17 protein-coding genes are annotated in these 20,046 nt (G+C 73.6%); 8 read left to right on the forward strand and 9 right to left on the reverse strand.

The genetic code is table 11. The features are described 5' to 3' along the window. Nucleotides 1–257: 257 nt before the first annotated feature. Nucleotides 258–728: a hypothetical protein gene (locus tag OG904_RS00005; protein WP_405486048.1), complete on the forward strand. Its 471-nt coding sequence runs from the start codon at nt 258–260 to the stop codon at nt 726–728. Next, entirely contained in the window at nt 674–1,498 is an 825-nt protein-coding gene (locus OG904_RS00010; RefSeq protein WP_405486050.1) for an alpha/beta hydrolase family protein, read from the forward strand. Before OG904_RS00005 ends, OG904_RS00010 begins: the two co-directional genes overlap by 55 nt. 29 nt (nt 1,499–1,527) lie before the next feature. Here the strand turns inward: OG904_RS00010 and OG904_RS00015 are convergent, their stop codons facing one another. Beyond that, a complete protein-coding gene (locus OG904_RS00015) occupies nt 1,528–3,297 on the reverse strand; it encodes a S8 family peptidase (RefSeq protein WP_405486052.1) in 1,770 nt (589 codons plus the stop codon). A 267-nt stretch (nt 3,298–3,564) separates the two neighbouring features. Next, nucleotides 3,565–4,977 (reverse strand): cation:dicarboxylate symporter family transporter, encoded by a 1,413-nt coding sequence (locus OG904_RS00020; protein WP_405486054.1) that lies wholly within the window; start codon nt 4,975–4,977, stop codon nt 3,565–3,567. Between the two features lie 68 nt (nt 4,978–5,045). Here OG904_RS00020 and OG904_RS00025 point away from each other — a divergent pair, with 68 nt between their 5' ends. Together OG904_RS00025 and OG904_RS00030 are read left to right on the forward strand one after the other, a co-directional pair. Beyond that, nucleotides 5,046–6,722, forward strand: a complete 1,677-nt coding sequence (locus OG904_RS00025) for an ATP-binding protein (protein WP_405486056.1) — start codon at nt 5,046–5,048, stop codon at nt 6,720–6,722. Further along, entirely contained in the window at nt 6,719–7,435 is a 717-nt protein-coding gene (locus OG904_RS00030; protein ID WP_405486058.1) for a response regulator, read from the forward strand. The genes OG904_RS00025 and OG904_RS00030 overlap by 4 nt, the downstream gene beginning before the upstream one ends. Here OG904_RS00030 and OG904_RS00035 read toward each other — a convergent pair. Both OG904_RS00035 and OG904_RS00040 read right to left on the reverse strand, forming a co-directional pair. After that, a complete protein-coding gene (locus tag OG904_RS00035) occupies nt 7,402–8,238 on the reverse strand; it encodes a tyrosinase family protein (protein WP_405486060.1) in 837 nt (278 codons plus the stop codon). The two genes, OG904_RS00030 and OG904_RS00035, sit on opposite strands and share 34 nt — an antisense overlap. Then, complete coding sequence (locus OG904_RS00040) at nt 8,238–8,642, reverse strand: tyrosinase cofactor (RefSeq protein WP_405486062.1); 405 nt, start codon at nt 8,640–8,642, stop codon at nt 8,238–8,240. Before OG904_RS00040 ends, OG904_RS00035 begins: the two co-directional genes overlap by 1 nt. A gap of 388 nt (nt 8,643–9,030) precedes the next feature. Between OG904_RS00040 and OG904_RS00045 the strand changes: the two genes are divergently transcribed. Continuing rightward, complete coding sequence (locus OG904_RS00045) at nt 9,031–10,422, forward strand: glutamate decarboxylase (protein WP_405486064.1); 1,392 nt, start codon at nt 9,031–9,033, stop codon at nt 10,420–10,422. A gap of 120 nt (nt 10,423–10,542) precedes the next feature. Here OG904_RS00045 and OG904_RS00050 read toward each other — a convergent pair whose 3' ends face one another. From OG904_RS00050 to OG904_RS00065, 4 genes are all read right to left on the reverse strand, one after another. Next, on the reverse strand, nt 10,543–13,215 hold the full coding sequence (locus OG904_RS00050) for a Helicase associated domain protein (protein ID WP_405486066.1): 2,673 nt from the start codon (nt 13,213–13,215) through the stop codon (nt 10,543–10,545). Between the two features lie 134 nt (nt 13,216–13,349). Beyond that, nucleotides 13,350–15,107, reverse strand: coding sequence for a sigma-70 family RNA polymerase sigma factor (locus tag OG904_RS00055; protein ID WP_405486068.1), 1,758 nt, complete (start codon nt 15,105–15,107; stop codon nt 13,350–13,352). Nucleotides 15,108–15,183: 76 nt separating this feature from the next. Next, entirely contained in the window at nt 15,184–15,618 is a 435-nt protein-coding gene (locus OG904_RS00060) for a DUF4180 domain-containing protein (RefSeq protein ID WP_405486070.1), read from the reverse strand. Next, on the reverse strand, nt 15,611–16,090 hold the full coding sequence (locus OG904_RS00065) for a helix-turn-helix domain-containing protein (RefSeq protein WP_405486072.1): 480 nt from the start codon (nt 16,088–16,090) through the stop codon (nt 15,611–15,613). The genes OG904_RS00060 and OG904_RS00065 overlap by 8 nt, the downstream gene beginning before the upstream one ends. A gap of 137 nt (nt 16,091–16,227) precedes the next feature. Between OG904_RS00065 and OG904_RS00070 the strand changes: the two genes are divergently transcribed. Continuing rightward, complete coding sequence (locus OG904_RS00070; RefSeq protein WP_405486074.1) at nt 16,228–17,271, forward strand: S66 peptidase family protein; 1,044 nt, start codon at nt 16,228–16,230, stop codon at nt 17,269–17,271. 52 nt (nt 17,272–17,323) lie between these two features. Here the strand turns inward: OG904_RS00070 and OG904_RS00075 are convergent, their stop codons facing one another. Beyond that, the gene (locus tag OG904_RS00075; protein WP_405486076.1) at nt 17,324–18,124 is read right to left on the reverse strand and encodes an IclR family transcriptional regulator; all 801 of its coding nucleotides are present in this window, start codon (nt 18,122–18,124) and stop codon (nt 17,324–17,326) included. 74 nt (nt 18,125–18,198) lie between these two features. Here OG904_RS00075 and OG904_RS00080 point away from each other — a divergent pair, with 74 nt between their 5' ends. Both OG904_RS00080 and OG904_RS00085 read left to right on the forward strand, forming a co-directional pair. Then, nucleotides 18,199–18,954, forward strand: coding sequence for a bifunctional 4-hydroxy-2-oxoglutarate aldolase/2-dehydro-3-deoxy-phosphogluconate aldolase (locus tag OG904_RS00080; RefSeq protein ID WP_405486078.1), 756 nt, complete (start codon nt 18,199–18,201; stop codon nt 18,952–18,954). After that, nucleotides 18,951–20,006 carry a PfkB family carbohydrate kinase gene (locus tag OG904_RS00085; RefSeq protein ID WP_405486080.1) on the forward strand — a complete coding sequence of 352 codons (1,056 nt, stop codon included), beginning with the start codon at nt 18,951–18,953 and terminating at the stop codon, nt 20,004–20,006. Before OG904_RS00080 ends, OG904_RS00085 begins: the two co-directional genes overlap by 4 nt. Nucleotides 20,007–20,046 lie beyond the last annotated feature (40 nt).

The following is a 20,046-nucleotide window of genomic DNA, read 5'->3' on the forward strand; positions in this document are numbered from 1 at the left end:
CCCTGCCATGACGCACGATCAAGCCGGTACCCCGGCCCCCGCCCGTCCCGCTCGCCCGGCCCACCCCGCTCGCCCCGCCCGCCCCGCGCTCCCGACGCGTCCGGGATCTCCGCCGCGCCGCCCTGACCCGGGCTGGCCGCCGGGACCGGGTCCCTCGCCGTCGGAGCGGCGACCGTGCCCGCCGCGGCCCTCCCGGCGCCCGCGCCGAAGGCCCTGCGGGCCACGGCGGCCGCGGCCCCGGGCCCGCGCCCGGAGCCATGAAGCTCTTCGCGGACCCCGGCTTCAACTTCGCCGGCCTCTTCGCCCTGGGGGCCGCCGGCATGCGCGCCTCCGAGGTCGGCGAGGTCCTCACCGCCGTCAACGCGATCAACACCGCCGGGCTGTCCGAGCAGACCTTCACCGACACCTTCCGCGCCTGGGGAGACCGGCTCGCCGCGCCCCCGGCCGCCGGCCGGCACGGTGGCGGGTCCCCCTCGCAGACCCACAGGTTCCGCTCGCTGCGGGCCGCGCAGTACTACGCGCAGGCGCTCTTCTACGTCCTGGGCACCGACCGGCCGGGGGACGAGAAGGAGGTCTACCTCGCGGGGCGCCGCGCCTGGGACACCTTCACCCAGCTCTGCTCCCCGGCCGCCGTCCGCGCGCGAAGGTCCCGTACGGCAGGACCCGGCTGCCGGTGTGGTTCTTCCGTCCCGGCGGCCACGGCCCGGCCGAACCCCGCCCCACGGTGATCCTCACCAACGGCAGCGACGGCCAGAACGTCGACATGTGGACGTACGGGGTGTCCGCAGCCCTCGACCGGGGCTGGAACGCCCTGGTCTACGACGGCCCCGGCCAGGGGGAGCTCCTCTTCGTCCAGGAGCTGCCGTTCACGCCCCGCTGGGAGAAGGTGGTCGGCCCGCTGATCGACTGGCTGGACCGGCGCGAGGACGTGGACAGCTCGCGCATCGCGCTCACCGGCCTCAGCATGGGCGGCAACCTCGTGGCCCGCGCCGCCGCCTTCGAACCCCGCATCGCGGCCCTGGTCTGCCAGCCCGGCTGCGTCAGCCCGTGGCTCGGCTTCGACAAGGAGCTGCGCGACGTGGTCACCGCCGACAAGGCGGAGACCAACCGGGTGTGGAACGAGGAGGTGGTCCCCGAGCTCACCCCGCAGCTCGCGTACACGGTCAGGAAGCGGTTCGAGATCTTCTCGGAGGAGGCGCTGCGGGAGGCCCGCGCCGGGCGGGTCCTCACCGACCTGTGGACCCCGGCCCAGCTGGCCATCGGCCTCGACGTCACCACCGTCGTCCCGAAGATCAAGGCTCCGACCCTGGTCCTGGACTACGACTTCGAGCAGTTCTACCCCGGCCAGCCGAAGCAGATGTACGACCTGCTCCGGTCGCGGCGCGAGTACGTGAAACTGACGCAGGCCACCGGGGCGCAGTTGCACTGCTCCCCGATGGCCCCGCAACAGCACTGTGACCTCGTCTTCGACTGGCTGGCGGACGTCCTGCACCACTGATCCGGTGCGGGGACGTGCTGCCCGGCCGGTTAGAAGGTCAGGTTCCAGGCGTCGATCTTGCCGGTGTCCGCGTTGGCGTTGTCGTTCACGCGGAGAATCCAGACGCCGTTGGCGACCTCGGAGGAGGCGTTGACGGTGAAGGTCTGGACGATGTTGTCCGTGCCGCCGCCGGCCCGGTTGCTCAGGGTGTAGACCGAGCCGTCCGGAGCCACCAGGTCGACCTTGAGGTCACCGATGTAGGTGTGCTTGATGTCCACGCCCACCTTGAGGGTGGCCGGCGCGTTGCCGGTCACCCCGCTGACGGTGATCGGGCTGTCGACGGTCGCGTTGTCGTTGACCGCGTAGTCGGTGAGGTTCTCGAAGTACTTGCCGGTGGGCGGCGTGGTCGTGCCGCCGACCGCCTTCAGCGCGTCGACCTGGCCCTCGCCGAAGAATCCGTTGTTGGCCGTGGTCCCGGTGCAGCGGCTGTCCGACGGGCAGGCGGTGTCGTTGGCCTGGGTGGCCAGCGCGGTGCGGATCTGCGCCGGGGTGAAGGACGGGTTGGCGCTGGCGATGAGCGCCGCGACGCCGACGACGTGCGGGGTGGCCATCGAGGTGCCGCTCTTGGTGCTGTACCCGCCGCCCGGAGCGGTGGAGTACACGTTGCTGCCCGGCGCCGCGACGTCGATGACGCCCTGGCCGAAGTTGGAGAACGAGGCCTTGGTGACTCCGGTGCCGTTGGCCGCGACCGTGACCACGCCCGGGAGCTCGGTCGGGATGTCGAGGCAGGCGTTGGTGATGGTGCGGGTGGTCGGGGTGGAGTCGTTGGGGCTCGCGGTGTCCGTGGTCTTGTGGGCGAGGTCGTAGTTCTCGTTGCCCGCCGCGGCGACCTGGAGCGAGCCCTTGCTCTCCGCGTACTCCTGGGCGCGCTTGACGCCCTCGATGATGGCGGCCTGGTCGATGTTGTCCGGGCAGTTGTACTGCCAGGGGTCCGTGTAATAGCTGTTGTTGGTGACCTTGAACCCGTGGTCGCCGGACCAGACGAAGGCGCAGATGGTGTTCTCGGCGAAGAAGAAGGAGTTGCCGGGCTCGGCCACGCGGACCGAGGAGATCTTCACGCCCGGGGCCACGCCGACGACGCCCTTGCCGTTCTTGGCGGCGGCCACGGTGCCCGCCACGTGCGTGCCGTGGGTGTCCACGTCGCGCCAGGCGCCGACCCGGGTGTCCGGCTTGCCGTAGGCGCAGGAGGCGGAGTCGGCGGCATTGAAGTTCGGCGCCAGGTCCTGGTGCTGGTCGTCCACACCGGTGTCCAGGATGCCGACCTTGACGGAGGCCGAGCCGGTGGTCACGGCCCAGGCCTGGTCGGCCTTGATCTGGCTCATGTCGGCGCGTACGGGCTCGCCCGCCGGGGTCGTCGACTGCGCCGGGTTGGCGGGCAGCGCCGGGTTGTAGGCGTCGGCCGGGACGTCCGAGGTGCGCGTCGCGCCGACCTTCTGGACTCCGCTGACCCCGCGCATGGTGGCGGCGAAGGTCGAGGAGGTCGAGTGGGCGACGATCACGCCGATGGAGTCGAAGTACGAGAAGACCGTGCCGCCGTTGGCCGTGACGGCGGACCGGACCGCCGAGCTGTCACCGGCGGCGGTGATCACCAGGTAGGCGCGGGTGCCGGCAGCCCAGGTCGCACTCTGGGAAGACGGCGCCGCGGCCGGGGCCTTGGCGGGTGCGGAGGTGACCGGGGTCCCGGCCGGGGAAACGGGCGCGGTGCCGGCGAGCGCGGCCGGAGCACCGAAGGCCAGGGCGGCGAGGGCGGCCGCCAGCACGAGGGTACGTCGAGGTCGGCTGGATATGTGGGGTATCAATGCGTCCTCCGAAGACGGCCCCGCGGTGCGGATGGCACCTACAGGGCCGTACGAAACGAGTGGTGGACGCAAGATGTCAGAAGCACGCCCCGCTATGGAAGTACCTTTTACAGCAGGACAGTTCATGTGATCTTGGCTGGAAAATGACCCTGGCTCGAGGTGTCGGGACCGGCCGGACTGGGCACCGTGGGGGCGAGCCCTGGCCGGCCGGTCCGCGGGGCGTACGCGCTAGGCGGGTACGCCGTCCTTGGCGCCGCCGGACTGGACGGGTACGGCGGCGGTCCGTTCGGGCCCCTCATCGCTCAGGGTGGTCTCGTCGAACGGCAGTCGGCCCGCGAGGACTTCGGTGGCCCGGGCCCGGTCGAACTCCTTCGTCCAGGTCCCGATCAGCACGGTGGCGATTGCGTTCCCCGCGAAGTTCGTCAGCGCCCGCGCCTCGCTCATGAACCGGTCGATGCCCACGATCAGGCCGACGCCGTCGACCAGTTCAGGCCGGTGCGACTGGAGCCCGCCCGCCAGTGTGGCCAGGCCCGCGCCCGTCACCCCGGCCGCGCCCTTCGAGGCCACGATCATGAACAGCAGCAGCGAGATCTGCTCACCCAGGGCCAGGGGCTTGCCCATCGCCTCCGCGACGAAGAGCGAGGACATCGTCAGGTAGATCGCGGTCCCGTCCAGGTTGAAGGAGTAACCCGTGGGGACCGTGATGCCGACCACCGGCCGCGAGACCCCGACGTGCTCCATCTTGGCGATCAGCCGGGGCAGCGCCGACTCCGAGGAGGAGGTGGAGAGGATCAGCAGGAACTCCCGGCCCAGGTAGCGCAGCAGGGCGAAGACGCTGATCCCCGTGCACACCCGCAGCAGGGTGCCCAGGACCACGAACACGAAGAGCAGGCAGGTCGTGTAGAAGCCGATCATGATGACCGCCAGGGACTTCAGCGCGTCCATGCCGGTCGCCCCGACCACCGCCGCGATCGCGCCGAACGCGCCCACCGGAGCCGCCCACATGATCATCGCGAGCACCCGGAACACCAGCTTCTGCACGTGCCCGATCCCGCGCAGCACCGGCTCGCCCGCCGCGCCCATCGCCTGCAGCGCGAACCCGCACAGCAGCGCCACCAGCAGGGTCTGCAGCACCTCGCCCCCGGTGAAGGCCGACACCAGGGTGGTGGGGATGATCCCCAGCAGGAACTCCGGCGTGCTCTGCGCGCCGCCCGCCTTGGCCTGTGCCTCGCCCGCGTGCCGGGCCGCCTCGGTCAGGTGCAGCCCGCTGCCCGGCTCCAGCAGGTTGCCGACCAGCAGCCCGATGGCCAGTGCCACCGTCGACATCACCATGAAGTAGCCGAGTGCCAGCCCGCCCACCGCGCCGACCTTTGTGGCCTTGCGGACCGAGCCGATGCCCAGCACGATCGTGCAGAAGATGATCGGCGAGATCATCATCTTGATCAGGTTCACGAACCCGGTGCCCAGCGGCTTCAGTTCCACGGCCGTGCCGGGTGCGGCGAAACCGACGGCGATGCCGAGCAGCACCGCGCCGATCACGGCGATGTACAGATAATGCGTCTTGTCGCGCCTGGCGGCCACGATGCCTCCCGGTGATGCACCCACGTGCCTCCTGGTGGTGAAGGCGTCCCGGGAGACCATCGCCCACCGCTGTGACCCCGGTCACCCTTGCGTTCATTGAGTTCACGCTCCGGTGCACACTGAGCGCCATGTTCCGCTTCCCCCGGCCGCCGCGCAGCCTCGCCGGCCAGCTCTTCGTCATGCAGGTGGTGCTGGTCGCCGTGGTCGTCGCCGGCTGCGCCGTCTTCGCCTACGCCACCGCCCGCGGCCAGGCGGAGGAGGCCGCCCGGCGCCAGGCCGGAGCGGTGGCCCGCGCGGTCGCCGACTCGCCGTCCGTACGGGACGCGGTACGGGAGGCGGCGCGCGGGGCGGCGAGCGGTCCGGCCGCCGGGGCGCTACGCGGGGCGGCGAGCGGGGGCGATCCGTCCGGCGGCCCCTCCGCGGCCCTGCAGTCCTACGCGGAGCGGGTCAGGCTCGACGCGGGCGTGGACTTCGTGACGATCATGGCTCCGGACGGGCGGCGCTGGACCCACCCCGACCCGCTGCGCATAGGGGAGCCCTTCCTCGGCAACACCGCCCCCGCGCTGCGGGGCGAGACCTTCAGCGAGACCTACACCGGCACCCTCGGCCCCTCCCTCCGCGTGGTCACCCCGCTCGTGGACGGCGGCCGCGTCGTCGGCATGGTCGCCGCCGGCATCACCGTCCGCGCGGTCAGCGCCCGGCTCGCCGCGCAGCTCTCCGCACTCGCCTGGGTGGCCGGCGGGGCCCTCGCCCTCGGCGGGGCGGGCACGTACATCGTCAACGCCCGGCTGCGCCGCCACACGCACGGCATGAACGCGGGCGAGCTGAGCCGGATGTACGACTACCACCAGGCGGCCCTGCACGGGGTCCGCGAAGGACTGCTGATGCTCGACGGCCAGCGCAGGATCACCCTCGTCAACGACGCCGGCCGCGAACTCCTCGGGCTGCGCGGGGAGATCAGGGGAACCGGGGTCGCCGAGCTGGGCCTGCCCGCCCCGCTCACCGGGGCACTGCTCGCCGACCGGTCCCGTGTCGACGAGGTCCACCTGACCGCCGACCGGGTGCTCGTGCTCAACAGTTCGCCCGTGGCCGGCGGCGGCCGCCGGGGCACGGTGATCACCTTGCGCGACCGCACCGAACTGCTCTCCCTGGCCGGGGAACTGGACCAGGAGCGGGGATTCACCCGGGCGCTGCGCGCGCAGGCCCACGAGGCGGCCAACCGGCTGCACACCGTGGTGTCCCTCATCGAACTGGGCCGCAGCGAGGAGGCGGTGGAGTTCGCCACCGCCGAACTGTCCCTCGCCCAGGCCCTGACCGACGAGGTGATCGCCGCCGTCGGCGAGCCGGTGCTCGTCGCCCTGCTGCTCGGCAAGGCCGCGCAGGCCCACGAACGGGGCGTCGAACTGGTCGTGACCCCGGACAGCGGGGCCATCGACACCGGGCCCGGCGGCCTGCCCGCCCGGGACCTCGTCACCGTCCTCGGCAACCTCATCGACAATGCCGTCGACGCGCTCACCGGCATCCCCGGCGGCCGCGTCCAGGTCACCGTCCGCCCCGACGGCCCGGCCGGCCCCCACGGAAGCGGCCTGCTGCTCCGGGTGGCCGACAACGGCCCCGGACTCCCCGAGGGCGCGGACGTGTTCCGGCGCGGCTGGTCGGGCAAGGGTGAGGGGCGGGGCCTGGGCCTCGCGCTCGTGCGGCAGGTGGCCCAGCGGCACGGTGGCAGCGCGGACGCCGATCAACTGCCCGGGGGAGGCGCGCGGTTCACCGTACGGCTGCCCGCGCGCGGGGAGGCGGGCGCGTGAGCTCAGCCGAGGTGCGGGTCCTGGTGGTCGAGGACGATCCGGTGGCCGCCGACGCGCACGTGCTGTACGTCGGCCGCGTGCCCGGCTTCACCGCCGTGGCGGCCGTCCACTCCCTGGCGCAGGCCACCCGGGTCCTCGAGCGGACCCGGATCGACCTGCTGCTGCTCGACCTGACCCTGCCCGACGGCCACGGGCTGCGCTTCGCGCGCGGCCTGCGGGCCGCCGGGCATCCCGCCGATGTGATCGTGGTGACCTCGGCGCGGGACCTGGGGGTGGTCCGCGAGAGCGTCTCGCTCGGGGTCGTGCAGTACGTACTGAAGCCCTTCGCCTTCCCCACCCTGCGCGAACGGCTGCTGCGCTACGCCGAGTTCCGCGCGACGGCGGCGGGAGAGGCGGCCGGCCAGGACGACGTGGACCGGGCCATGGCGGCCCTGCGTCCACCCCGTCCGGCCGAACTCCCCAAGGGGATCGGCGCGCCGACCCTGGTCCGGGTCGCCGCACTGCTGCGGGCGGCCCCCGAGGGGCTGACCGCAGCAGCGACGGCCGGGGCGGCCGGGATCTCGCGGATCACCGCCCGCCGGTACCTGGAGCACCTGGTGGACACCGGCCGCGCGGACCGGACCCCCCGGTACGGCCAGGTCGGCCGCCCAGAACTGCACTACCGCTGGCTGGCCGAGGCTCAGGCCGCGGCCGGCTCGGTGTCGAAGGTGTAGAACTTCCGGTGGTCCAGCATGTCCGCCGGCGTCACGTTGTTCCACGGCCGCATGGTGTCGCGCAGGTCCACGACGTTCGCGGTGCCGGCGGCGGGCAGGTAGGGCGACTGCGGGTGCAGCGCCTGCCAGTCCGCCCACAGCTTGTCGACGAAGGCGTGGTGCAGCCAGAACACGGGGTCGTTGGGCGAGGCCCCGGTGGCCATCTGGCCGCCCACCCAGACGTGGATCCGGTTGTGCAGGTTGACCCCGCGCCAGCCCTCCAGGTTGTTGCGGAAGCCGTTGGAGGAGCTGTTCCAGGGCGCCGCGTCGTACACCTGCATCGCGAGGACCGAGTCCACCTCGGCCCGCGTGGGCAGCTGGGCCACGCCGGCGCCGATGTCACGGCGCAGGTAGTTGCGCCCGTCGACCCGTACGGTTATCTCCCACTTGCCCGCCGAGTACGCGAACGGCCCGTCGATGACCTGGCCGTCGCGGGACCGTCCCGTGCCTCCGAGGAAGTCCGCGCCCCAGAGGGAGGAGCGGGGCGTCCGGTCCGTCGTCCAGTCCCAGTACGGCAGGGTCACCTTCGGATCCACCGACTGCAGCGCCGCTTCGAACTCCAGCAGAAACCGGCGGTGCCAGGGAAGGAAGGAGGGGGAGCGGTGGCCGACCCGGTCGCCCGTGTCGGTGTCGTTCGTGATGAAGCCGTTGTGGGTGGTGACGAAGCGGTCGTAGCGGCCGGTGCGCTTGAGTTCGAGGATCGCCGCGACGAAGGCGCGCTTCTCCTCGGCGGTGAGCTTGGCCTGGTTCTTGCGAACGGCCATCACATGCCTGCCATCGGGACGAGGTCGGCACCCTGGAGCTCGCGCACGGCGGCACGGGCGAGCGGAAGCGGATCGGCGAAGGTCTCGTAGTGGTTGACGACACTGATCCAGGTGCCGTCGGCGTTCTGCATGACGTGCAGTGCGCGGCCGTCGATGAGGACGGTCGGCATGCCGGTCATGTCGTGTCCGGCGTGGTGGCCGGTGTGGTGGTCCATGCCCGTGGCGGCGGGGGTTATGCGTATGTGACGGCCCTGGTAGACCTCGTCGATGGTGCCCGCAGGGGTGGCGGGTTCGGCGGGGCGGGATCCGGTGACGGCCGCGTGCGCGGTGGCGCCGGCGAGGCCGAGAGCGGCGAGTGCGCCGACAGTGCTGCCTAGAGCTTGACGGCGGGTGATCTTCTTCATGGCCCGAGAGGTATCAGGGCGCGAGGGGCAGGGGACCTGTATCCGGACATCAAAGGATAAGTTGCCCATCGAACTATTTGGATGATCTTCCCGTCCGGACCGGCTCCGGTGGCCCGAACGGGAAGACCTGCCCGAAAAAGATTAACTGACAAGAAATACTGCGGTCATGCGGGGAAGGTATGGAGGGGATCACACCGCCGAGTCGGCTGGAAGCCGCAGCCGGAATCATGACCTCCGAGGCCCGGTCCGGCGCTCGGCACACCCCCGCGCGCGCGACCGCGATGGACCGCCCCGCGTCGAGGCGGGCCCGTTCTCACGGCCCCGCCCGAACCGTCCCCGAAGGATCCTGAAACCGACTTCTCGACGATCCGTCACCTATAGTCCCGATATGGCTCTCCACGAGACGAAGGACGCACGCTCCCGCGACGCCGACACGGACGTGTTCGCGTCCGCCCTCAGCGGCGAGGTCCTGCCCAAGTACCGGATGCCCGAGGACCACTCGTCCTCCGAGGTGGTCTACGAGCTCCTCCACAACGAGCTGCTCCTCGACGGCAACGCCGCCCAGAACCTGGCCACCTTCTGCACCACCTGGTCGGACGACGGGGTCCACCGGCTGATGAACGAGTGCCTCGACAAGAACATGATCGACAAGGACGAGTACCCGCAGACGGCGGAGATCGAGTCCCGCTGCGTGAACATCCTGGCCGACCTGTGGAACGCCCCCGCCGGCAGCACCGGCACCGGCTGCTCCACCACCGGATCCAGCGAGGCCGCCATGCTCGGCGGCCTCGCCCTCAAGTGGCGCTGGCGCGAACGCCGCCGCGCCGCCGGACTCCCCACCGACAGGCCGAACCTGGTGTGCGGGCCGGTCCAGATCTGCTGGGAGAAGTTCGCCCGCTACTTCGACGTCGAGCTCCGCCAGGTCCCGCTGGCGCCGGGCGCCAACGGACTGCTCCCCGAACAGCTCGCCGCGCACGTCGACGAGAACACCATCGGTGTCGTCGCCATCCTCGGCGTCACCTACACCTGCGTCTACGAGCCGGTGGCCGAGATCGCCGCCGAGCTCGACCGGATCCAGGCCGAACACGGCTGGGACGTGCCCATCCACGTCGACGCCGCGAGCGGCGGCTTCGTGGCGCCCTTCCTCCACCCCGAGGTGGTCTGGGACTTCCGGCTGCCGCGCGTGGCCTCCGTCAACACCTCCGGGCACAAGTACGGCCTCGCCCCGCTCGGCGTCGGCTGGATCGTCTGGCGCACCGCGGACCTGCTCCCCGCCGACCTCGTCTTCTCCGTGGACTACCTCGGCGGGGACATGCCCACCTTCGCCCTCAACTTCTCCCGCCCCGGCGGCGAGATCATCGCCCAGTACTACCTGTTCCTGCGGCTGGGCCGGGGCGGCTACCGCCGGGTCCAGCAGGCCTGCGCCGACACCGCCCAGTACCTGGCCGGCGAGATCGGGAAGATGGGCCCCTTCACCCTCCTGTACGACGGGCGGGGAGCACTGCCCGCCGTCTCCTACCGGCTCACCGACCCGGAGGGCGCCGGGTTCAGCCTGTACGACCTCTCCGACAGGCTGCGCATGCGCGGCTGGCAGGTTCCCTCGTACCCGCTGCCGGCCGACCGCGGGGACACGGTCATCCAGCGCGTCCTGGTCCGGCACGGGGTGACTCGGGACCAGATCGCGCTGCTCGTCGCCGATCTGCGCCGGTCCGTGGAGCACCTGGCCGCGCATCCGCAGCCCGTCACCGACGCCGCGCCCCGGTCCGGCTTCCACCACTGACGCGGGGCGCCGGGGCGCGGGGCCGCCGGGGCGCGGGGCCGCCGGGCGGGGGTACGCGGGGCCGGGTGCGCGGGGCCGCCGGGACGCACGCCTCCCGGCGGCCCTCCCGGCGCGGCACGGTCAGGAGGCCGGCCAGCGCATCCCCAGTTCCGTCAGCGCGGCCGTCCGCTCCGGGGTGAGGGACGCGGCGCGGGAGCGCTGGTTGGCGATCCAGGCGCCGAGCCGCACCTCCCGGTCACCGACCCGCTCCACGTGCGTACGGGGCACCCGCAGGTGCCGCTCGCGGCCGTGGAACTGCCGGGCCGCCTCCAGGTGCGTCGCCCACGCGGCCGCGTGACCCACCCGGGGCTTCGGCCGGTCCGCCTCCCCGGGCGGGGTCACCCCGAGGGCGTGCTCCAGCAGCCAGCGCTGTGCCCAGGCGAGCCGCTCCCAGCCGGTGCGCTGGCCCCGCACCCACACGCCGAGGTCCTCGCCCTGGACGACGGCCTCCCCGGGGCGGGCCGGGAGCCGGCCGCCCGCGTCCAGGTGGACCCGCGTGAGGTGGAAGGCCCGCTGCCAGGAGATCTCCCAGTCCGGACACCAGGACGCGTCGACGGCCTCCAGGGCCTCCCGCCGCTCCTCCGACAGGGCGCCCGGGCCCTCCCGGCGGGCCGCCGCGCGCTGGTTCTTGACCCACACCCCGACCGGGGCGCCCCGCCAGGTGGCCTCCACCGGCGGCAGCAGGTGCCCGTGCTCGGCCGCCCAGCCGCTCGCCGCCGCCAGCCCCTCCTCGAAGGCCACGTCGAAGTGGCTCCACACCATGCCCAGTTCGTCGAGCTGGGCCACCCGCTCCCGGCCCAGCGCGCCACGGCGGTACGTGCGCCGCACGTCCGCGATCCACTGGCCGAGCGGGAACCGGGCCAGCCCGGCCGGCCACTCCTGCCCGGCCCCCTCCGTCCCGGTGGCGGGCCCACCCGTCCCGGTGGCGACCCCGGCGTCGCCGGGACGGACGGCGTGCGCGGCCTGGCCGGCCAGGACGGCCCGCCCGGCTTCCCCGGCCCGCCCCGTTTCCCCGGGCGCCGCATCCCCGGCGTCCGGGCCCTCGGGCACCTTGAACGCGAAGGGCACCTTCAGGTCCCCGACGGCCCTGGCGTAGACCCGTGCCGCCTCCACCCCGCGCCGCCAGTGCTCGTGCTCCGGGTGCAGGACCCGGAGCCGGATGAAGGCCGCCAGGAGCGCCGGGTCGCGCGGCGTGGAGAAGCTGAGCAGGGACTGCGCGCCGTCGCGCAGCCCGGGGCCGCTCACGCTCTCCGTTCCGGCGGAGCCCCGCGCGCCGCGCCGGCTCGGTGCCTGAGGCTGCGCCAGGGACTCGACGAGCCGGGTGTCGTGGGCCCGCAGCGCCTCCAGGAGCCGCGCGAGGTCCCCGTACGCCCGTGAGGTCAGCATCGTCTCGGGGGACTCGCCCGGTCCCAGCAGCACCGGGACCACCAGGGAGGCGACCTTGCCCTCGCCGGGCCGGATGCGCAGCGCCCGGCCGACGGCCTGGACCAGGTCGGGCATGGAACCCCGTACGTCGGCCCAGAAGACCGAGTCGCACTCCTTGGTGTCCACGCCCTCGCCCAGCACCCGGACGCTGCCGAGGAAGGCCTTGTCGGCGACCCGGTCGTCCGCGAAGGCGCTCAGCACCCGCCGCCGGTGCGCCGCGGTGTGCTGGCCGCACAGCCAGTCCGCCCAGACGGTGCGCGGGTACACCGGCCGGGGGGCCCAGCTCGTGGCGCGCAGCCGGGCGGCCACCGCGGGCAGCCCGGCCGCGAAGGCCTCGGCCTCCTTGGTCAGGTGGTGGAAGACGAGCGTGCGCCGGAACCCCTGCCGCACGGCCGCCGTCACCAGCGCCGTCTGCAGCGCGGCGAGCCGCACTCCGCGCACCGCGTCGGAGCGTCCCTCCGGCCCGAGCAGCACGGCCGCCTGGAACTCGGGATCGCTGACGTCCACGCAGACCACCCGGTACGGAGCGCAGATGCCCCGGTCGATGGCCTCGGAGAGGGTCAGGGTGTAGCAGCGGGCGCCGAACGGTCCGTCCGCGTCGTCCTCCATGGAGGCCACGAGGTCGCCCCGGCCGCGCGCCTCCCGCTGACGGTCGGCGCCTTCGGAGCCGCCGGCGTCGTCGGAGTACGCGGTGCCTTCCGCACCCTCGGTGCCTTCCGCACCCTCCGCGCCTTCTGTGCCCTCCGCGTATTCGCCGTCCTGCCAGACCCGGGGCGTGGCCGTCATGTACAGCCGGCGGACCGAGGGGATCCGGGTGTTGTCGTGCACCACCGCCCAGGGCTTGCCGATCCGCCCGGAGGTCCGGTGCGCCTCGTCGACCACGATCAGGTCCCAGCCGGGCAGCCCCTCCCGGTGCGCGCGTTCGATGGTGCCGAGACCGAGCGAGGCGTACGTGGCGTACACCGTCACCCGGTCGACGGGCGGGCCCGCCCAGCCGGCCAGCTCGGCCGGGTCCGTGGTGGTGGGCACCCCCGCGTCCTCGCCGCGCAGCGAGCACACGGCGAAGGCGCGGCCGGTCCGGCCGCCCTCGCGCCAGGCCGCCGCGGTCTGCACGAGGAGGTCGAGCGAGGGCACCAGCACCAGGACCCGCCCGGCCCGCAGCTCGTCGGCCGTGTGCACGGCCACCAGCGACTTGCCGGATCCGGTCGCCATGATGACCTGTGTACGGAGCCCCGCCCGCGGCACCCGGCGCCCGGCGGGCAGCTCGAGCGCCCGCACCGCGGCGTCGACGGCCTCACGCTGGTGCGGACGGAGTTTCTGCCTGACCATGCGGACCACCTCCCCCGTGAACTGCCCGTTCGCTTCCAGCCCCTATCTTGCCCCGGTTTTGAATCACGGTGGGAAGATCGGCGGAGCGGGTTCGGGCGATTCGTGGCGGTCCGCGGCGGGCCCGGCGGGGAGGGCTACATCCGCGCCCCGAAGTTCTGCGTCCACCAGGGGCCGCCGGGGCCCTGGTGGACGCCCACGCCGATGTCCTTGAAGGAGCAGTTGAGGATGTTCTCGCGGTGTCCCTGGCTCTTCATCCAGGTGTCCATGACCTGCGCGGGGGTCTGCTGCCCCTTCGCGATGTTCTCCCCGTACGTGGACCAGCGGTACCCGGCGGCGGTCGTCCGCTTGCCCGGGTCCGCGCCGTCCGGGTCGGTGTGCGAGAAGTAGTCCCGCCGCGCCATGTCGTCGGAGTGTCCCTGAGCGGCCGTACGCAGCTGCGCGTCCTCCTTGAGCGGCCCGCAGCCGGCCGCCGCGCGCTCGGAGTTGACCAGCGCTATCACCTGCGCGGCGGCCCCGCCGCCCTGCGGGGCGGGAGCGGGGCTCTTCGGCGGGGTCGACTTCGGGCTCGGCTGCGCGGAGGCCGGGGGCGTCGGAGCGGCACTCGGGCTCGCGCTCGGGCTGCCGCTCGGGGAGGCGGACACCGAGGGGCTCGGGGTGGGCGAGGGCGACTCCGGGGGCAGCGCGCGCCCCGACCCGGGCGCCGCCAGCGCGGCCGCCGGCGCCTCGGGGGAGACGGCGCCGGGCCGGGTGACGAGGTAGGTCAGCCCGCCTCCCGCGACACAGGCGGCGAGCACCGCACCGCCGATCACCCGGCGCCGGCCCCGGGTGCGGCGGAGCCTGCGCAGGGAGGCGCGGCTGGCGCCGGCATCTCCCGCCGGGGCGAGCTGCGTGGCGGTGTCGTGGGCATCGAGCCCGTCGCCGCCGGGGCCGAAGCCCGCGTCGCCGGCGGGGCCGAGGTCAGCGGCGGGACCGGAGCCCGCGTCGCCGCCGGGGCCGAAGCCCGTGGCGGGACCGGAGCCCAGGCCCGCGGTGGGGTCGGCGGCCGGGCCCGCGTCGAACGCCGCAGCGGCGGTGGTCATGCCCGGGGAGGCGAAGCCGCCCGCCAGGGCCGACCGTACGCCCGCGAGCAGTGCCACCGAGACCGGTACCAGCGCCAGCCCGGCCAGCAGTCCCTCGGCGGGGAGCAGACCGCTCCACAGCCCGGAGCACCGCAGGCACTCGCGGGCGTGCCGGGCTATTCGCTTGCGCCACAGCGCGGAGGGCAGGCCGTCCCAGCCCGCCGCCACCGCCCGCAGGTCCTCGCACGGGGGCTGGACGGCCAGCGCCCGCTCCACCACCCGGGCCGCTTCCAGCTGCGCCTTCATCCGCTGCACCCGTACCGCGGTGTGCTGCGGGGACAGCTCCAGCGCCTGCGCCAGCTCCGGACGCGTCAGCTCCCCGGCGCACTCCAGCCACCACAGGGACAGCAGCGCCCGGTCGTCGGGCTCCAGCCAGCGCGTGGCCCGGGCCGTCTCGCGCCGCTGGCCCTCCAGCTGGAGCCGCACCACGGTCAGGTCCACGAAGTCGGCGCCCGGATCGGCCAGTTCCCAGGCAGCCTCCAGGCCGCTCTCACCGGGGGCGCTGCGGCGGTCCTGCCAGTGGGCGCGTACGCGGTTCATGGCGATGGCGACCAGCCAGGACCGGAAGCTGTGGTCGTCGCGCAGGCCGCCCAGCCCGTCGAGCGCCCGCAGCATCGTGTCCTGGACCACGTCGTCCACGTCGACGGACCCGTTCAGGGCCCGGCCGACGATGTTGTAGACCAGGGGCAGATACGCGCTGACCAGGTCGTCCTGTGCGCGGGCATCGCCCGCGCGGGCCGCTGCGACCAGCGCTGCCGTGTGCTGAGTGCTCATGTGAAATTCCCTGTCCCTACCGGCGGCCGATGATGCCCAATACCTGGGAGACCGTCGAGGGGGACTCCGATAACACTTATCCGCCGATTGAATCAGGGGAAGTGGAATCCGGTGCCACCGGGCCCCGGGCGGGGGCGGGAGCCGCGGCCGGAGCGAGGCGGGCGGCCAGGGCGTCGAGGTCGGGCAGGAACCAGATGTGGCGGCCCCCGTTCGATTCCCGTACCAGGTCGGCGAGTGCCGACCCGGCCCGCAGGCGGTCCGTGAGGTCCCCCAGGACCGCGAGCCTGACCCGGTAGTTCACGAACTTCTGCATGACCGCCCCGGCGAGACCGGTGCTGAGGTCGAAGAAGCTCTCGTCCAGCCGCTCCGCCGGGACGGCGACCACATCGGTCCGGTGGAAGGCCGCGCCGATCAGCTGGTCGAGCGCGTCCTGGGCGCTGGCGACGGGCGGGCCGTCGGCGGAGCAGAGCAGGACGGGTACGCCGTGGCGCTCCACGATGAGGTCAGCCACGGCGCACCGTCCCCATGCCGTTGTCCGGGCCGAGCACGCCGTCGACCAGTTGCAGCAGGTCGGCGGTGGTGGCGGCGTCGCCGAGGATCACGATCTTCATGCGGGCCCGCTCCTTGTCGTAGACGGTCTGGACGCGCAGGGCGGCCGGGGATTCCCGCGGGGACTGGGCGGTCGCCGTGACGAGGTTCGCGAGCCGGCTCGCGGCGTCGGGGCCGATCGCGTCGATCTGCACGATGCTCGACACCTCCAGGTGTGGCCCCCGCCCCTCGCCGCCAGCGGAGGCCTCCGCGGCGGCCGGTGCGGGGAGGCTGGTCAGGGCCTCGAGGTCCTCGCGGCTGATCCGGTACTGCTTGCCGATCCGGACTGCCTTCAGCCGGCCCTCGCGGACGTAGTTCCGGACGGTGCGGACGTGCAGTCCGAGCAGTTCGGCGACCTCGCCGACGGTGTAGAGCTCGCGTCCTTCGTTACTCATAGATCCGGATCCTACCTCTTTGAGGTGCGGATGAGGAGTGATGGGGAAGGTTAGGGAATTCTCGATGGGGGTGACGGTCCGGAAGCCCCCGAACAAATCGCCGTGGCGGTCGCCCGGGGCTCTCCTACGATCGCGAGATGACGGTTCCCCGCTACCCCGCCAAGCCCCGACCCGGAGACGCGGTCGCGGTCCTCTCCCCCTCGGCCGGTCTGCCCGCGCTCTTCCCGCACCCCTACGAACTGGGGCTGCGGCGGCTCCGGGACGAGTTCGGGCTGAATCCGGTGGAGTACCCGACGACCCGCGCGACGGGTGCGACGCCCCGGGCGCGGGCAGCCGACATCCACGCGGCCTTCGCCGACCCCGGGATCAAGGCGGTGATCGCGAGCATCGGCGGAGACGACCAGATCACCGTGCTCCCGCACCTGGACGCGGATCTGCTGCGCGCCAACCCCAAGCCGTTCTTCGGATACAGCGACAACACCAACCTGCTCCTGTACCTGCGGGAGCTGGGGCTGGTCGGCTACCACGGGGGCTCGGTGATGGTCGAGCTCGGACGGCCCGGTGCGCTGCACCCGATGACGGCCGGCTCCCTGCGGGCGGCACTGTTCACCTCGGGCGAGTGCGAACTCACCCCCGCAGCCGCCAGCGGGGACGTCAACGGCCCCTGGGACGACCCGCGCACCTTCGACGGCGAACCGGAGCTGGAGCCCACCGCCGGCTGGACCTGGCACAACGCCGACCGGGTGGTCGAGGGCCTCGGCTGGGGCGGCAACCTGGAGATCATCTCCTGGCTGCTGATGGCCGACCGCGCGGTGCGGCCCGCCGGGGAGTACGCGGGCGGCGTGCTCTTCCTGGAGACCTCGGAGGACATGCCGCGCGCCCGGGAGGTCTACTGGATCCTGCGCGCCATGGGTGAGCGCGGACTGCTGGGGCAGTTCCCCGCCCTGCTGATGGGCCGGGCGAAGAGCTGGTCGTTCGAGAACCGCCTGGCCGCGGGGGAACGGGAGCGCTACCGGCGCGAGCAGCGCGAGGCCGTGCTGCGGGCCCTGCGCGAGTACGCCCCCGACACCATGGCCGTCTTCGACGTGGACCTCGGGCACACCGACCCGCAGGTCGTGATCCCCGTGGGGGGCCTCATCCGGGTGGACGGCCGGGCCCGGCGGGTCTTCGTCACTTACTGACCCCGGGGGTCCTGTGATCCCAGGGCCCGCGCGTACGCCCTTACCGGGCGTGCTACAGCAGCGGGGCCAGTGCCCGCGTGGCCGCCAGCAGGGCCGGTGCGTAGGCCTCGATCTCCGTGCGCGTGACCAGGAAGGTGACGGTGGTGACGCTGACGCCGCCGACCGGACGGCCCTGCGGTCCCGGGATCGCGGCCCCGATGCAGCGGATGGTCGCCTCGTTCTCCTCGTCGTCCAGGGCGAACCCCCGCGCCCGCACCGTCTCCAGCTCCGCCTCCAGGCCCTCCGGCGTCGTGAGCGTGCGGGGCGTGCGCCGCGGCAGCCCCGTGGCGGAGACCAGCTCGCGGAGCTCGGCCCGCGGCAGGCCGGCCAGGATGGCCTTGCCGATCGCGGTGGTGTGCAGCGGCATCCGCATGCCGACCCGCGAGGCGGTCCGGAAGGGCTGCTCGCTCTCCAGCTTCCGGATGTAGGTGATGGTCTCGCCGCTGTGCAGGGCGAGATGGACCGCCTGGCCGGTGGCCTGCTGGAGCTCGCGCAGGATCTGCTCGATGCTCGCCGGCTCCCCGCCGCTGACCAGGGCGGACAGTGCGCGCAGCCGGGGGCCGACGCCGTAGCGGCTGTCGCCCTCGGAGCGTACGAAGCCCTGCTCGACCAGCGAGGCCAGGATGCGGAAGGTGCTCGACTTCGGCACGGCGGCGGCCGCCATGACGTCGGTGAGCCGGTGCGGGCCACCGGGGGCGGCCACGGCTTCGAGGATCCGCATCGACTTCTCCAGCGCCGTGCCCGCGGCGGAGGTCCGGCCGCCGCGGGCGGCGCCGGCCGCCTCCGCACTCTCAAGTCCTTCGTCCGTGGACACGTGATCTCCAAAGCTGGGTATGGTCTGGAGCGGGAGTTCCGCTACACGATACCAAGTTCCACTACGTGGAACAAATGGAGGATCCTTTGTCCTGCCACCCGTATGCGGCCATCGCCGCGCAGCGACTGCTGCCGGTCCTGCGCAACGCCGACGCCGACGAGGCCGTCCGCCAGACCGCGGCCCTGCTCGCTGCCGGGTGCCGGGTCGTCGAACTCACCACCTCCACCCCCGGCTGGGCCGGTGCGGTGGCCCGCACCGTGCCGCTCACCGACGCACGGGGCCGCCCCGCCCTCATCGGAGTCGGCACCGTCACCACCGCCGGGGCGGCGCGCACCGCACTCGACGCGGGCGCCGCCTTCCTGATCTCCCCCCACCCGGCCCCCGAGGTCCGCGAGGTCTCCCGGGAACGCGGAGCCGTCTTCATCGAGGGCGGCTTCACCCCGGGCGAGATCGCCGCCGCCGTCCGGTTCGGCGGCGCCGCGAAGGTGTTCCCCGCCCATGTGGGCGGCCCCCGGTTCATCCGCTCCCTCAAGGCCGTCCTCCCCGAAGCCCTGATCATCCCGACCGGCGGGATCCGGCCGGGCGAGGTCGGCGACTGGCTCGACGCGGGAGCCGCGGCCGTCGGGATGGGCGACGGCCTGCCGGCCGACCCGGGTGAACTGGCCGCCGTCTTCGCCGGCCTCGCCCGGCCCTGCTGCCCACGCTGCGCGGACCGGGCGGGTACGGAGCGCACGGGTACGGAGCGCACGGGTACGGAGCGCACGGGTACGGAGCGCACGGGTACGGAGCGCACGGGTACGGAGCGCACGGGTACGGAGCGCCGGCCGTGACCCGATCCGCCACCTCGGCCCCTTCGGCCCCATCGGCCCCTTCGGCTCCCGTGGAGGGCTACGACGTCCTCGTCCTCGGCGAGGTGCTCGTCGAGATCCACGCGGACACCGCCCTGCGGGAGGCGGCCGACGGCACCACCGCCCGCGTCTCCTACTCCGGCGACGCCCTCAACGCCGCGGCCGCCTCCGCGGCCGCCGGGGCGCGCACCGCCCTGCTGGCCGTCGTCGGCGACGACGAGCTGAGCCTCCCGCTGCTGGCCCGCGCCACCGAGCTCGGCGTCGACGTCTCCCACGTACGCCGGGCCCCGCGCCCCAACGGCGCCTACCTGCTCTGCGCCGACACCGAGGGCGACCGCGAGTTCGTGTACTGGCGCACCGGCAGCGCCGGCTCCACCCTCTCGGTGGAACACATCGAGTCCTGGCGGGAGTTGCTGACCGGCTGCAAGGCCCTCATCACCAGCGGCATCACCGGCGCCCTGTCACCGGGCAGCCGCGACGCCGTGCTCCTCGCCGCCGAGACCGTCCACGGGGCCGGCGGACACCTCTCCTACGACCCCAACTTCCGTTCCCGGCTCACCGGTCGGGGCGAGGCCCGCTCCCTGCTGGCGCGCATCGCCCCGCTCACCGGACTGCTGAAGACCTCCTGCCCGGCCGACGCGCTGGCGATGGTCGGCACCGACTACCCCGCCGAGGCCGCCGCCCGGTACCGGGCACTGGGCGCCCGTACCGTCGTGGTCACCGCGGGCGCCGACCGGCTGCTGCTGGACACCGGCGCGGGGGCGGGGTACGTCCCGGTCCCCGTCGACCCCGACCCCGTCGACGCGACCGGCGCCGGGGACTGCTTCACCGGCACCGCGACCGCCCGCCTCGCGCTGGGCGACACCCTCGCGGACGCCGTCGCGTACGCCACGGCCGCCGCCTCGCTCTCCGTGTCCGGCCGCGGTGGCACCGGGTACGTTCCCGGGTTCACCGAGACGGCCGCCCTCGCGGCCGCGCACCGCGAGCACGTCCTGCGCCTGCGGACGGGGCGGGCACCTACACGTACGGCGTGAAGCCGGGCGCGTTCCCGGGCCGGGCCCCCGCGCGTTCGGG

This window comes from Streptomyces sp. NBC_00096, from assembly GCF_045041305.1.
GTDB lineage: Bacteria > Actinomycetota > Actinomycetes > Streptomycetales > Streptomycetaceae > Streptomyces.

Bases quoted from the DNA above. Each gene is read 5' to 3' on its own strand.
- OG904_RS00035 (WP_405486060.1), bottom strand. From the start codon at position 8,238: ATGGCCGTTCGCAAGAACCAGGCCAAGCTCACCGCCGAGGAGAAGCGC.
- OG904_RS00055 (WP_405486068.1), bottom strand. From the start codon at position 15,107: ATGAGCACTCAGCACACGGCAGCGCTGGTCGCAGCGGCCCGCGCGGGC.
- OG904_RS00020 (WP_405486054.1), bottom strand. From the start codon at position 4,977: ATGGTCTCCCGGGACGCCTTCACCACCAGGAGGCACGTGGGTGCATCA.
- OG904_RS00070 (WP_405486074.1), top strand. From the start codon at position 16,228: ATGACGGTTCCCCGCTACCCCGCCAAGCCCCGACCCGGAGACGCGGTC.
- OG904_RS00025 (WP_405486056.1), top strand. From the start codon at position 5,046: ATGTTCCGCTTCCCCCGGCCGCCGCGCAGCCTCGCCGGCCAGCTCTTC.
- OG904_RS00045 (WP_405486064.1), top strand. From the start codon at position 9,031: ATGGCTCTCCACGAGACGAAGGACGCACGCTCCCGCGACGCCGACACG.
- OG904_RS00050 (WP_405486066.1), bottom strand. From the start codon at position 13,215: ATGGTCAGGCAGAAACTCCGTCCGCACCAGCGTGAGGCCGTCGACGCC.
- OG904_RS00080 (WP_405486078.1), top strand. From the start codon at position 18,199: ATGGAGGATCCTTTGTCCTGCCACCCGTATGCGGCCATCGCCGCGCAG.
- OG904_RS00065 (WP_405486072.1), bottom strand. From the start codon at position 16,090: ATGAGTAACGAAGGACGCGAGCTCTACACCGTCGGCGAGGTCGCCGAA.
- OG904_RS00040 (WP_405486062.1), bottom strand. From the start codon at position 8,642: ATGAAGAAGATCACCCGCCGTCAAGCTCTAGGCAGCACTGTCGGCGCA.
- OG904_RS00005 (WP_405486048.1), top strand. From the start codon at position 258: ATGAAGCTCTTCGCGGACCCCGGCTTCAACTTCGCCGGCCTCTTCGCC.